The sequence below is a fragment of the Paraburkholderia phosphatilytica genome (assembly GCF_003443895.1).
Lineage (GTDB): Bacteria > Pseudomonadota > Gammaproteobacteria > Burkholderiales > Burkholderiaceae > Paraburkholderia > Paraburkholderia phosphatilytica.
Window position 1 is genome coordinate 173,298 of record NZ_QQOA01000008.1, and the last position, 12,557, is coordinate 185,854.

Annotated in this window: 11 protein-coding genes; 1 reads left to right on the forward strand and 10 read right to left on the reverse strand. The window is 66.2% G+C overall.

Annotated elements, in window-relative coordinates:
- The first annotated feature begins 154 nt into the window (after nucleotides 1-154).
- Entirely contained in the window at nucleotides 155-1,111 is a 957-nt protein-coding gene (locus DVS29_RS11125; protein ID WP_118180512.1) for a LysR family transcriptional regulator, read from the forward strand.
- A gap of 193 nt (nucleotides 1,112-1,304) precedes the next feature.
- Here the strand turns inward: DVS29_RS11125 and DVS29_RS11130 are convergent, their stop codons facing one another.
- From DVS29_RS11130 to kce, 10 genes are all read right to left on the reverse strand, one after another.
- The gene (locus DVS29_RS11130; protein ID WP_118180513.1) at nucleotides 1,305-2,495 is read right to left on the reverse strand and encodes an NAD(P)/FAD-dependent oxidoreductase; all 1,191 of its coding nucleotides are present in this window, start codon (nucleotides 2,493-2,495) and stop codon (nucleotides 1,305-1,307) included.
- On the reverse strand, nucleotides 2,492-2,662 hold the full coding sequence (locus DVS29_RS11135) for a rubredoxin (protein WP_118180514.1): 171 nt from the start codon (nucleotides 2,660-2,662) through the stop codon (nucleotides 2,492-2,494). Before DVS29_RS11135 ends, DVS29_RS11130 begins: the two co-directional genes overlap by 4 nt.
- Nucleotides 2,663-2,684: 22 nt before the next feature.
- Nucleotides 2,685-3,740 carry an aromatic ring-hydroxylating oxygenase subunit alpha gene (locus DVS29_RS11140; RefSeq protein ID WP_118180515.1) on the reverse strand — a complete coding sequence of 352 codons (1,056 nt, stop codon included), beginning with the start codon at nucleotides 3,738-3,740 and terminating at the stop codon, nucleotides 2,685-2,687.
- Nucleotides 3,741-3,906: 166 nt separating this feature from the next.
- On the reverse strand, nucleotides 3,907-4,809 hold the full coding sequence (locus DVS29_RS11145; protein ID WP_118180516.1) for an SMP-30/gluconolactonase/LRE family protein: 903 nt from the start codon (nucleotides 4,807-4,809) through the stop codon (nucleotides 3,907-3,909).
- Nucleotides 4,802-5,830, reverse strand: coding sequence for a 3-hydroxyacyl-CoA dehydrogenase (locus DVS29_RS11150; protein WP_118180517.1), 1,029 nt, complete (start codon nucleotides 5,828-5,830; stop codon nucleotides 4,802-4,804). Before DVS29_RS11150 ends, DVS29_RS11145 begins: the two co-directional genes overlap by 8 nt.
- Before the next feature lie 34 nt (nucleotides 5,831-5,864).
- On the reverse strand, nucleotides 5,865-7,964 hold the full coding sequence (locus tag DVS29_RS11155) for an ABC transporter permease subunit (RefSeq protein ID WP_118180518.1): 2,100 nt from the start codon (nucleotides 7,962-7,964) through the stop codon (nucleotides 5,865-5,867).
- 37 nt (nucleotides 7,965-8,001) lie between these two features.
- Nucleotides 8,002-9,564: a sugar ABC transporter ATP-binding protein gene (locus DVS29_RS11160; RefSeq protein ID WP_118180519.1), complete on the reverse strand. Its 1,563-nt coding sequence runs from the start codon at nucleotides 9,562-9,564 to the stop codon at nucleotides 8,002-8,004.
- Between the two features lie 14 nt (nucleotides 9,565-9,578).
- Nucleotides 9,579-10,730 carry a sugar ABC transporter substrate-binding protein gene (locus DVS29_RS11165; protein WP_118180520.1) on the reverse strand — a complete coding sequence of 384 codons (1,152 nt, stop codon included), beginning with the start codon at nucleotides 10,728-10,730 and terminating at the stop codon, nucleotides 9,579-9,581.
- 40 nt (nucleotides 10,731-10,770) lie between these two features.
- Nucleotides 10,771-11,547, reverse strand: a complete 777-nt coding sequence (locus tag DVS29_RS11170) for an N-acyl homoserine lactonase family protein (protein WP_240655544.1) — start codon at nucleotides 11,545-11,547, stop codon at nucleotides 10,771-10,773.
- A gap of 15 nt (nucleotides 11,548-11,562) precedes the next feature.
- Nucleotides 11,563-12,495 (reverse strand): 3,5-dioxohexanoate:acetyl-CoA acetone transferase, encoded by a 933-nt coding sequence (kce, locus tag DVS29_RS11175; protein WP_118180521.1) that lies wholly within the window; start codon nucleotides 12,493-12,495, stop codon nucleotides 11,563-11,565.
- Nucleotides 12,496-12,557: the final 62 nt, after the last annotated feature.

Genomic DNA, 12,557 nt, shown 5'->3' on the forward strand with positions numbered 1-12,557 from the left:
GAACCGCATGTCGGCGCTAGCATAGTCGGGATGTTCGATACGCTATGACCCCGCTGCGACAAGGCGGGTCCACGCGCAGTCGAAGCCCGCGAATTGACGACCGTTATGTCGATCTGTATATAGCGTTGAATGGCATAACACGACGGCGGTTCGCATGTCCCGGGAAGTCATCGACTCTTATCTGCTGAGGGTGCTCCACACGCTCATCACCGAAGCCAGCGTTTCGCGCACGGCGGTCCTGCTTGGCCAGTCGCAACCGACGGTCAGCGTTGCGCTGCGCAAGCTGCGCGCGATGACGGGCGATCCGCTGCTGGTGCGCAGCGGCAGCCGCATGGTGCCGACGAGCCACGCGCTCACGCTCGTCGAGCCGGCCGCGCAGGCGCTGGCGGGCATCGCGGCGGTGCTGCATCCGGCCACCGCGTTCGATCCGGCCACCACGCACCGGACCTTCCGCATCGGTTCGCCCGACTATCTCGACGTGTCCTTCCTGCCCGCGGTCGTCGATGCGTTCCATACGCACGCGCCGCGCGCCCGCATCGAGTTCCAGCATCTGATGATGGTGGACGGCGGCTACGAGCATGGTCTGGAAAGCGGCACGCTCGATCTCGTGATCGGCAACTGGCGCACGCCGCCAGGGCATCTGCATCTGCAGCCGCTGTGCGACGACGATCTGGTGTGCCTGCTGCGCGCGCAGCATCCGATCAAGCCCGGCAAGCTGTGTCGTGCCGTCTATCAGGAAGCGGAGCATCTGGCCGTCACGACGCACAACGCGACGGGCCTCGGCACGATCGATGTCGAACTGGCGCGCAACGGCCTGTCGCGCAACGTGACGACCACGCTGCCATACTTCGGCATGGCGCCTTATGTGCTGATGCGATCGAACCTGCTCTTCACGACCACGCGCGCGCTCGCGGCGCATTACTGCAATCTGCTGCCGCTCAGGATGGAGCCCGTGCCCGGCGATCCCCAGGCACTCAAGTATTACCAGCTGTGGCACGACCGCACGCATCGCAGCGCGGCGGCAATCTGGCTGCGTCGTCTGGTAGCGGAGGTGGCGAAGGGGTTGGCGGGGAGGGACGCTGCGCAACTCGCACAAGTCGCCGCCAGATGAAAAGCATCGCGGAAAAGCACCACGGAAAAGCACCGCGAGCGCGCGGCTCGCGGTGAAGAACGCCAGGCATCGCTAACCATCAGACAGGGGGACGGTCATGAATGCCTGCGCGCAACAGGGGTCGATCAGCAGGAAGCTGCCTGTTGCCGGACGCGTTGGAGCGACATCCGGTTGAAGTGACGCGCTGTCGCCACTACGCGACGATGCTAGACGCCAGCCGTTTCAGCAGCGCGGTTTTGTCGACGGTCGCGGTGCCGAGCAGCGCAAAGCCGGTCATGCGGTTCGTCTCGCGGTCTTCGCAGATCGCGCGCAGCGCATGCCGCGATTCGTGCGTGCTAGCGTCGACGGTCCACTGGCCTCCCGGTGCATCGGGCGTCACCACGACGGCCGGCACTGAGGGCGTCTTGACGACGACCGGCATCGCGGGGAAATCGACGCGCGTGAGCGTTCCGGACAGCGTGCGCGCGAGTGCGCGCGCCGCGTGCATGATCGGCAGCACGTAGGGCTGCACACGCCCGTCGATCGCCGCGCAGTCGCCGAGCGCATAGACGTCTTGCGCGCTGGTGCGGCACCAGGCGTCGGTGTGGATGCCGCCATCGATTCGCAAGCCAGCCGCGCTTGCTAACGCGGTCCTCGGCACGAGGCCAACCGCGGATACCACGACGTCCGCGTCGAGCGAAGCACCGTCGGTGAGCGTCAGCCGGTAGCCTGAATCGTGCCGCGAAATCGCTTCGACGCTGCAACCCAGCCTTATGTCGACGCCCGCTTCCGAGAGCGCGCCGGCGAACACGGCACCTGCCTCCGCCGGCAACAAACGCGCAAGCGGTGCAGCAGCCGGGTCGAGCAGAGAAACCGTGTGCCCTGCCGCGATCAGGTCGTTCGCGAATTCGCAGCCGATCAGGCCCGCGCCTAGAATCGCGACCGAATGGCGCGATGCGAGCACTTCGCGAAATCGCGTGTAATCGACGAGGTCGTTGATCGAGAGCACGTCGCCCGCGCCGTCGCCGCGGATCGGCAAGCGTCGCGGGTCGGCACCCGTCGCGAGCACGAGCGCACGATAACGCAGCCGCTCGCCATCGACGACGATCGCACGCTCGTCCGGCACGATCCGCTCTACGTGGCGATGGGTCAAGACACTCGCGCTCAATTGCGCGGCCATCGCCGGCGCGTCGAAGCTCGCGAGCTCGTGCGGCGACTTCTTCATTGCGAGCGCGTTCGAAAGCGCCGGCTTCGAATAGAAGCGGCCATCGTCGCGGCTCACGATCACGATCGGCGTCTCGCCATCGAGTTTGCGCAGCTCGCGCGCGACGGTGTAGCCGGCCAGACCCGTTCCGCCGATCACCACCGGGTCGCGTTCCGTCACGTTGTGTTCGGCGCGCGTCATAGGCTCACCACCTGCATTTCGAAGTCATGCTTGCCCGTTGCGCAGTCGGGGCACATCCAGTCGTCCGGCACATCCTCCCAGCACGTGCCGGGCGCGATGCCCGCTTCAGGCAGCCCCTGGGCCTCGTCGTAGCGAAACCCGCAGATCACGCATTCCCAGATCTTCATCGTATGTCCTCTTTCATCCGCGTCAGCGCACATACGACTGACCGAGGCCGATCTCCGCGAGTGCGCGGCGATAGGCGCCCGACGAGCGGTCGGCGAGAATCGGCGCTTCCTGGGAGCGGTCGATCGGCAGATCCTCGGGACACTGCAGTTCGACGATCGCGCGGTCTTCCTCGAAGACCTGGCGGTTGAACGCATACACGTCGTCGAGCGGCAGATCCTGATCGAAGTTGCGCGCGATCGGCACGAACAGACGCGTGAGCCGCGCGGACACCGGGCTCGCCGCGTTCAGGATCGCGAGCCGGCCATCCTCGGGAAAATGCACGGTCAGCCGCGCGAAGAACGGCACGTCGACTTCGAACACGCGACGCCACGGATAGCCATCCGGCGCGCGATGCTGCATCGACTTCGGGAAGTTGCTCACCGTGCTCACGTATTCGGCGCGCAGACCGTTCGGACGGCGTTCCACCGAATATTGCGGCACCTCAGGTTTCCTGCGGTCCGCGAAGCTGTCGTGATGGATCCACGCGAAGTGCGCGACGTCGATGAAGCCTTCGGTCTGCCGTCCCGCCGACGCGCGGATGTCGATCGAAGGCGGCAGGATCTGCTGATACCCGTCCGTATTCCATGCCGGAAACTCCGGCAACGGCAGCTCGCCGCCGCCCAACGACACCCATACGAGGCCATACGCTTCCTGCGCCGCGTACGTGGTCAGGCACAGGCGATCGGGAATCGGACCTTCGGGCTGCGAAGGAATGTGATTGCACTTGCCGTCGGCCGCATATTCGAGCCCGTGATACGGGCATACGAGATTGCCGTCGTTGACCCAGCCGCGGCTCAATGGCGCGCCGCGGTGCGGACACACGTCGCGTGCCGCGACGATCCGGCTGCCGGAGCGAAAGACCACGAGCGGTTCGTCGAGCAGCGTGACGCCGAGCGGCCGGTCGCGGACATCGTGCGCGAACGCGACCGGGTGCCAGTAGCGGCTCAGGATTTCCCAGTCACGGGCATCGAAGGTGCAATTGCGGGGCAAGGCCGGCGAACGCGATCGCGTCAGCTCGGCAACCTGGGATTGAGTCATCTGCGTCTCCTGAATCGTGTGCGTTTGTTACGGCGGCAGGAACCGGGTTGCCGATTCCGTTCCGCCATGTGCACCACGATATTCAGTTACGCGTGCTTCTCCCATCCCGCTTCGAGCATGTACTTCATGTACTGATCGGCATGGTCTCGTGCGCGACGCAGTCCGTTCAACCCGCGAAACGAGGCTCGGGCAAGCCCTTCACGCCAAGCCCCGAAATCGCGAACAGGCCGCCGCGATCCTTTTCCTTCTGCGGGATGCCCCACATCGGACGACCCATCGTCGTCACGTAGAGCAAGTCGAGATTGGGGCCGCCGAACATCACGCTCGTCAGGTTGCGCACCGGAAACGGCACGACGCGATCGAGCCGTCCATCGGGCGCGAAGCGCAACACGCGTCCGCCGAACACCAGCGCGGTCCACACGAAGCCGTCGGCGTCGACGGTCGCGCCGTCGAACGTGCCCGCCATCTCGCGTGCCGACGCGAACACGCGGCGGTTGCTCGCCGTGCCGGTTTCGATGTCGTAGTCGTACGCGGACATCAGCCGGTCGTAGGTGTCGGTGAAGTACAGCGTGCGATTGTCCGGGCTCCAGCACGGTCCGTTCGAACAGATGATGCCGCCGTCGAGCCGCGCGATGCTGCCGTCCACGTCGAGACGATAGAGCGCGCCGGTGCGCATCGGTCGCTGGCCGCGGTCCGCGTCGTAGCGGTCGTGATCGTAGGCCATCGTGCCGGCGACGAAGCGGCCGCGGCGGTCCACCTTGCCATCGTTGAAGCGTGTCTCCGGCTCGTCGCGCTCGGGGTCGCCGATCAGGCGCACCGTCTGCGCGTCGAAATCGTAGAAGTGCAGGCCATTCGCGAGCGCGACCACCGCGCCGCCCTGTTCGCGCAGCGCCATCGAGCCGATGTGCGTCGGCACGAAGAAACGTTCGACATTGCTGCCGTCCGCGCGGCAGCGGTAGATTTCCGCGGCCGTGCTGTCGATCCAGTACAGCCGTTGTTCGCTGACGTCCCACAGCGGACCCTCTCCAAGATGATTGTTCGCATCGACGAGCAGCCTGGTTTCAATCATGACGATCTCCTGTGTCCGGGCGCAACGCGGGTTCGCTTGAGTTCGCGCGTGAAGAACTGGCATCCGATTCCGCTTTCATGTCCGCATCATCGCGGCGGCGATGCGCGAGCAGCGCCATCAGACGACGGTCGCGCCAGCCGCTGCGTGCTTCGATCTGTTCGCGCGGCAGCAGCGTGCGCCGCTCCGCATCGAGTTTCGCGACGGTCGCGGGCGGCCAGTCGAATGGCACGCGCGTCTGCGCGATCGAACGGTAGGTGCCGCCGTAGCGCGCCGCATAGTCGGCGACACCGCCGGGTGCGTTGAGGTCGATGGTCTCGAACGGACCCATGAACGCCCAGCGCAGACCGAGACCGTCGCGCATCACGGTGTCGAGATCCGCTGCGCTCGCATAGCCCTGTTCGAAGAGGCTCAGCGCTTCGTCCAGCAGCGCGCCCTGCAACCGGTTGAGCAGAAAGCCTGAAATCTCGCGCGCTACAGTGACGGGCTTTTGTCCCGCTGCTTCGTACAGCTTGCGCGCGTTGTGCAGCGTCTCGGAGGAGGTCCACGGCGCGCCGCACAGTTCGACGAGCGGCACCAGCGAAGGCGGGTTCACCGGATGCGCGACGAGGCAGCGGTGCCGGCCGGGCAGCGCTTCGGTAAACGTCGAAGCGGGCAGCCCCGAAGTCGAGCTGGCGAGGATCGCGTCGGGCGGTGCAAGGCGATCGAGCGCTTCGAACATCGCGCGCTTGATCTCGACGACTTCCGCGATGTTCTCCTGCACGAGCTGCACCCCGTTCACCGCATCTTCGAGCCGCGCGTGCGCGGTGACGCGCTCGGCGAGCTCGCCTGGCGTTTCGTCGAGCAGTCCGAAGCGTGCGAGATCGGCGGCGCTGGCCTCGATGGACGGCCGCGCGCCGTCGAGCATCGCGCGGTCGGCGTCGTGCAGGTTCACGCGGAATCCCGCGCGCGCGAACACGATCGCCCATGCGCGACCGATGCGGCCCGTGCCGATTACAGCGATGCAGCGTTCCTTGTTGGTCATCCGTGGCTCCATGTGGGTGATGCAGTCGATGACTTCAGCTCTTGCGGTCGCGCAGCGTAACGACGGCGGCCAGCACGACGACACCGTTGATGATGTCGCGCACCGCGGGCGGCACGGTGGTGCCGGCAAGCAGCGTGCTGAGCGCGGTAAGCAGCAGCGCGCCGCCGAACACGCCGAGGTAGTGGCCGCGACCGCCGGTGATCAGCGCGCCGCCCACGACCACCACGGCGATCGACGGCAACAGATACGGATCGCCCATGCCGAGAAACGCCTGGTTGCTGAAGCCAGCGAGCAGCAGACCGACGATCGCCGAGCACAATCCAGACAGACAGTAGACGGCGACCAGCGTTGCACCCACGCGCACGCCGGACAGCTTCGCCGCAACCGGCGAATTGCCGACGGCATAGATGCGGCGGCCGAACGCGGTGCGCTGCAGCAATAGCAAGCCGGCCGCGAGCACGAGCGGCACGCACCACGCCGCGGGCGACAACAGGCCGAAGCGCTCGTTCGTGAACTGGCTGAGCACGGGCGGTGCCCAGCCCTGCGGCGAGCCGTTGCAATACAGCAGCGTGAGGCCTTGCAGCAGTCCGTTCGCGGCCAGCGTGACGACGATCGGCGGCAGTCCCAGCACGACCACGCCGAGGCCATTGAACAGGCCCGCAACGATGCCCGCCGCGAGCACCAGCGGGATCGCCCACAGCGCGTTGTCGTTGACGCCGTGCGTGAGGCCGGTCAGCAGCACGCCGGCCAGCGTGATCAGCCACGGCACCGACAGATCGAGGCCGCCCGTCAGGATCACGGCGCCCTGGCCGAGCCCGAGCACGGCGAGGAACAGCGTGAGCGTGAGCAGACTGCTGTAGAAATTCGCGCTCACCAGCACGTGCGGACCATAGACGACCGCCGTGGCCGCGAGCACGCCGACGAACAGCAGCCACGCTGGCACGATGTAGCGCACCCATTCGCGGTTGCGCTCGAGCCAGTCCGCGAACCACCGTCCGTGCAGTTCCGTATTGGCGACCGGTCGCGCGTCGGCGATCTCGAACGTCACGTGCCGCACGTCGCGGCCGGTGCGGGCGCGCGTGCCGGTGCGCCATGCTTTCAGCGATTGCGCCGCGTGCCGCAGGCATTCGTGCGCGGCGGAATCGCGGCCGATCGACGAACCGAGTACCGCGAGAATCAGGATCACGGCCTCGGCAATCGTGGTGAAGAATGCGGACACGTTCAGCACCAGCAGAATGTTGACGGTGATCATCAGCGTCATCGCGGCGACCACGGTGCCGACGCAACCGCCGCGTCCGCCGCCGAGCCGCGTGCCGCCCAGCACGACCGCGGTGAACATCGACAGCAGCAGCGGGCGGCCGACCAGCGGGTCCGCCGAGCCGGTCTGCGCCGACACGTAGAGCCCGGCGAGCGCGTAGAACATGCCGGCGAGCACATAGGTGGCGATGCGATAGCCCGCGACGGGCGAGCCGTTCGCATACGCGCTGTCCGGGTCGCTGCCGATCGCGTACAGGCCAACGCCGTAGCGCGTGCGGCGGATGAACGCCCACACCAGCAGCGCCGCGATCAGGATGCCCGCGGACATCGGCAGCTTGTCGGGGATCAGGTCGGCGGTGACGAATCCGGAGAACTGGTCGCCGACGCTGCCGCCGGGCTTGTTCTGGATCAGCAGCGTGACGCCTTGCACCATGAACATCGTCGCGAGCGTCACGACGATCGACTGCAGCCGGAACCACGCGATCAGCGCGCCGTTCACGAAGCCGATGCCGCCGCCGATCGCGACGATCAGCGCCGCGCCTGCCCATTGCTCGACGGGCGTGCCGTGCACGAAGTGCACCGCGAGCACGTTGGCGACGGACAGCACCGCCGAAGCCGACAGATCGAAGCCGCCGCTCAGCACGACGATGGTCTGGCCGATCGCGACGAGCGCGAGCGTGGCGCCGCTCGAGATCACCGAGCCGACGTCGTACAGACCGACGGCCGTCGCGGAGAGCGAGATCCACGCGATCATCATCGCGGCGAGCGCGCCGATCGCGATGATGAGCCCGCGATGATGGTCGATGCGCGCGCCGATCCCGACCCGCGCGCCGGGGCGCGCGATCTCGCTGTCGGGCGATGCCACTGCGTTGTTCATGGTGGTCCTCATAAGCTTGTCCATCGCGCTCGTCGAGTCAGCTCGCGAGCATCCGGCGCATCACGTTTTCCTCGGTGAGCGTGCTGTCGGCCAGCTCCGCCACGTTGCGGCCGCGATACATGACCGAGACGCGGTCGCACACGTTCACGAGTTCCGGCACGTCGGTCGAATAGAACAGCACCGCGCCGCCCGCCGCGGCGAACGCTCGCATATGCAGGAAGATCTGATGCTTGGTGCCGACGTCGATGCCGCGCGTCGGGTCGAACATCAGCCACACGCGGCTTTGCGTGAGCAGCCACTTCGCCATCGCGATCTTCTGCTGGTTGCCGCCCGAAAACGACAGACACGGTTTGTATTCCGCGCGCGGATTCACTTCCATCTGCGCGAGCACGCGCCGCACTGCCGCGCGTTCCTGGCGTCGCCGGATCAGACCGAAGCGCGTATAGCGGCGGATCACCGGCAGCGAGATGTTTTCTCCGCCGGACAGCCGCAGAAACAGCCCTTCGGTCTTGCGATCTTCCGGCAGCAGGCTGATCGCGACACCCGCCTTCAGCGAATCGGCGGTGGACGTCAGCGTGACCGGCCTGCCGTCGACCAGCAACTGGCCGTCGTCGATATACTCGGCGCCGAACAGCGCTTCGAACAGCTCGCGCTGCCCCATGCCTTGCAGCGCGGCGATGCCGTGCACTTCGCCGGCCTTCAGCGTGAGGCTGAAATCATTCACCGTGCCGTCGACGCGGATGTTGCGCGCTTCGAGCGCGGGTTCCTTCGCGTGGATGGCCGGCGGTTCTTTCGGCGGATACTTTGCTTCGATCGAACGACCGATCACAAGGCGAATCATTTCGTCATCCGTAATAGATGCGGTGTCGAACGCGCCGACGTCGCGGCCGTTGCGGTAGATCGTCAGACTGTCGCAGAAGTCGCGCACTTCCTGCATGCGGTGCGAGATAAACACGAAGGTCACACCGCGCGCCTTCAGTTCGTCGATGCGTCGACGCAGCCATGCGACGTCGCGCGCGGACAGCGCCGAGGTCGGCTCGTCGAGCAGCAGAATCTGCGGGTCGCGCGCGATCGCTCGCGCGATTTCGATCTTCTGGCGCACCGGCAGCGCGAGGTCGCGGATATAGGCGCCCGGACGCACGTCGTCGAGTTCGAGCGTTTCGAGCCAGCGCGCGACGCGACGATGCGCGTCCGAACGCCGGATGCGGCCGAGCCAGCTGGCAGGCTCGTTCGCGAGCAGCAGGTTCTGCGCGACGGTGAGATCGCGCACCAGCGTCATTTCCTGAAACGCGGTCTGCACGCCAGCGCGATGCGCGTCCGTCGGGCTGCGCAGACGCACATCGCGCCCGAGCACCTCGATGCGGCCGTCGTCTGGCTGCAGCATGCCGGACAGCAGCTTGACCGTCGTCGATTTGCCCGCGCCGTTCTCGCCGAGCAGCGCGTGCACGGTACCGCGACGGACCTGGAACGACGCGCGGTCGAGTGCGAGCGTCGCGCCGAAACGCTTGGTCACGCTTTCAACGTTGATCGCCCAATCGCCTGCCGCTGGAGTTGCCGGCGCTGCGGTTTCAACGGGAACCGGATCGTTCGAGGCTGTCATCGCGACGCTCCTGTTCAGTCGGGTTTGCCGTTCAGCGCGGCGCCCAGGCCGAGTTCGCGCGTTTCATCCGAGTAGATGTCCGCGAACCATCCAGGCGGCACCTTGTCCGGCGCGAATGCGGAGCAGCCGCCGCGCAGTTCGTCGATCGAACCGGTCGTGCACAGCTTCGAATGCTCGTTGTCGACGAGCGGCAGCTTCAGCGTCACGTGCTGCGGGAAATCCTTGCCATCGAGCTTCTGCACCGCGAGCTGCAGCGCGAGCGCGCCGGAATAGGGCGGCGAGCCATACGAGATCGAGCGGTAGCCGAACGAGCGATACGCGCCTTGTCCCTTCACCGTGCCCGGCGGCAGCATCTGCACGCGGTGGCCGTTCGCCGATTCGCCGGCGCACGGGCGGATCTTGTCGTCGGCGATGCCGGCATCGAGCTGCATCGAAGCGGCCGTGAAGCAGCCCACCTGCATCCACAGGCCATCGATCTTGTCCCAGCTGTTGGTGGCGAGGATCTTCGAGAGCTCGGTCTTCGCGGTCGCCTGGCTCCACATGCCGGTGCCTTCAGCGATCACCTTGATGCCCGGCGACTTCGCGAACACTTCCTTGGCGGCTTCGGTGCGCGCGCGGTCCACGGAGGTGCCCGGCACGCCCGTGATCATCACGATGTTGCCCTTGCCGTTGAGCGTCTTCACGAGCCATTCCGCCGTCACGCGTCCCGCTTCGTGCTGGTCGATCGTGATGTTGTGCGCGCACGGCTCGGTCACTTCGCCGTCGTACGCGACCACCACGACGCCTTTCGAGCATGCGTTCCTGATCGCGCGATTGAGCGCGGTCGGCGAGATCGGATAGATGACGATCGCCTTCGCGCCCGCCTGCACCATCGAGTTGATCTGCTGGATCTGCTTTTGCGCGTCGGTGCCGGCCACCTGCACCTCGAGGTCGATCTTGTCTTTCAGCGCGGGCGTGAGCGCCATCGCCTTGACCATGTTCGCGGCTTCGGTCTGCCAGTCGTTGCCGACATAGCTCATCGACAGAAAGATCTTGTACTTGCCTGCTGCGCTCGCGGGTCCGGACGCGGCAAGCGCGCCCGCGAACACGGCAGCGAGCGTCGCGCCGCGGACGGCGGCGCGTAGCAGATGGCCCGCACGGTGCAGGCCTCGCGTGATGAAGTTCATGTCTTCCTCCAGTACTGCAGCGGGTTATGGTTGTTCTGCGTTAGCCCTCGACGTGCGGAAGGCGGGCGGCGGCCGGCAGGCGCAGTCCTGCCGAGCCGGGCGCAACGTCCGGGTCGTGCCCGGGTATCACGATGTCGGCGATCTGCCGGATGCGTCGGAGCGACGCCAGTTCGGCAGCGGTTTCGTGGACGATGCCGACCGGTACGCCATCCACGATGTTTTCCATGCAGTTCGCGCAGTCGCCGGTGATCACCGTGACGCCTTCGGCGGTATTGACGACGACCGACTGGTGTCCAGGCGCGTGCCCTGGCGTCGGCAGCACGCGCACGCCGGGCACGATGTCCGCGACGCCGTGCACGAAGTGCCAGCGGAACCACGCGAGCGGCTCGCGGCCGATCAGGAATTCCTGGTAGAACGTGGCCTGGGTCGGCAGCGGCCGGCCCGCATATTCCCATTCGGTGTACTGAACGATGAATCGAGCGTTTCGAAACAACGTATTGCCGCCAGAATGGTCGTAATGAAGGTGCGTGTTGATCACGATGTCGACGTCGTCGGCATTCCAGCCCACGTATTCCTTGAGCGCGCGTTCCAGCCGTTCTTCAGGCGCCTGCTCGCACGGGCAGACGAAACTGCTGACCCAGCCGGGGTCGTGAATACCGGTGTCGACGACGATCTTTTGGTCGGCGCCGACGATCGCCGTGGACCACACCGGAATGCGAACCTGCTGACCGTAGTTGCGCGCATACACAAGCGACGAGCGGTCGACCGTAAGCCAGCCCGTCGGCATCGCGACGACCTTGAGTTCGGGAATGGCCATATCCGTCTCCGCGCCTCAGAAGTTGACCGCGTCCGGGCCCTTGAGGCTCAGCATCGCGCGGGCTTCCGCCGGCGTGGCCACCTCGAGCGACAGACCTTCGATGACCTGGCGGATCTTCATGACCTGCGCCGCGCTGGATTCAGCGAGCTTGCCGGGTTCGAGCCACAGCGAATCTTCGAGACCCACGCGCACGTTGGAACCCTGTGCGACGCCGATCGACGCGAGCGGGATCTGGTTGCGGCCCGCGCCGAGAATCGACCACACGTAGTCGTTGCCGAACAGGCGGTCGGCGGTGCGGCGCATGTGCATCAGGTCTTCGGGGTGCGCGCCGATCCCGCCCAGCAGCCCGAATACGCTCTGCACGAAGAACGGCGGCTTCGCGAGACCGCGGTCGACGAAATGCGCGAGGTTGTACAGATGCGAAATGTCGTAGCACTCGTATTCGAAGCGCGTGCCGTTCGCGCCGCACGACGTCAGGATGGTCTCGATGTCCGCGAATGTGTTCTTGAACACGAGGTCGCGGCTGTTCTCGAGATGCTGGCGCTCCCAGTCGTATTTCAGTTCCTTGAAGCGATTCAGCATCGGATAGAGACCGAAGTTCATCGAACCCATGTTGAGCGACGCGACTTCCGGCTGGAAGTGATGCGCCGGGCGCAGACGCTCGGCCACCGTCATGTGCGGACTGCCGCCGGTGGTGAGATTGATCACCGCGTCGGTTTCCGCCTTGATACGCGGTAGAAACTGCTGGAAGACGGCGGGGTCCTGCGTGGGCCGGCCGTCATTCGGGTCACGCGCGTGCAGGTGCAGGATGGCTGCCCCTTCCGCCGCGGCCGCGAGTGCCGCGTCGCCGATCTGTTGCGGCGTGACGGGCAGATACGGCGACATCGACGGCGTGTGAATCGCGCCCGTCGGCGCGCAGGTGATGATGACTTTTCGCTTGGCTGCCATGTTGTCCTCATGTTTCGTTGCGTCGCTTCCCGACGCGAGATTCGATGAGACGGCGAACCCTT

Excerpts from the sequence above, each read along its gene's own strand:
- DVS29_RS11125 (WP_118180512.1), top strand. The coding sequence starts at position 155 with ATGTCCCGGGAAGTCATCGACTCTTATCTGCTGAGGGTGCTCCACACG.
- DVS29_RS11130 (WP_118180513.1), bottom strand. The coding sequence starts at position 2,495 with ATGACGCGCGCCGAACACAACGTGACGGAACGCGACCCGGTGGTGATC.
- DVS29_RS11135 (WP_118180514.1), bottom strand. The coding sequence starts at position 2,662 with ATGAAGATCTGGGAATGCGTGATCTGCGGGTTTCGCTACGACGAGGCC.
- DVS29_RS11140 (WP_118180515.1), bottom strand. The coding sequence starts at position 3,740 with ATGACTCAATCCCAGGTTGCCGAGCTGACGCGATCGCGTTCGCCGGCC.
- DVS29_RS11145 (WP_118180516.1), bottom strand. The coding sequence starts at position 4,809 with ATGATTGAAACCAGGCTGCTCGTCGATGCGAACAATCATCTTGGAGAG.
- DVS29_RS11150 (WP_118180517.1), bottom strand. The coding sequence starts at position 5,830 with ATGACCAACAAGGAACGCTGCATCGCTGTAATCGGCACGGGCCGCATC.
- DVS29_RS11155 (WP_118180518.1), bottom strand. The coding sequence starts at position 7,964 with ATGAACAACGCAGTGGCATCGCCCGACAGCGAGATCGCGCGCCCCGGC.
- DVS29_RS11160 (WP_118180519.1), bottom strand. The coding sequence starts at position 9,564 with ATGACAGCCTCGAACGATCCGGTTCCCGTTGAAACCGCAGCGCCGGCA.
- DVS29_RS11165 (WP_118180520.1), bottom strand. The coding sequence starts at position 10,730 with ATGAACTTCATCACGCGAGGCCTGCACCGTGCGGGCCATCTGCTACGC.
- DVS29_RS11170 (WP_240655544.1), bottom strand. The coding sequence starts at position 11,547 with ATGGCCATTCCCGAACTCAAGGTCGTCGCGATGCCGACGGGCTGGCTT.
- kce (WP_118180521.1), bottom strand. The coding sequence starts at position 12,495 with ATGGCAGCCAAGCGAAAAGTCATCATCACCTGCGCGCCGACGGGCGCG.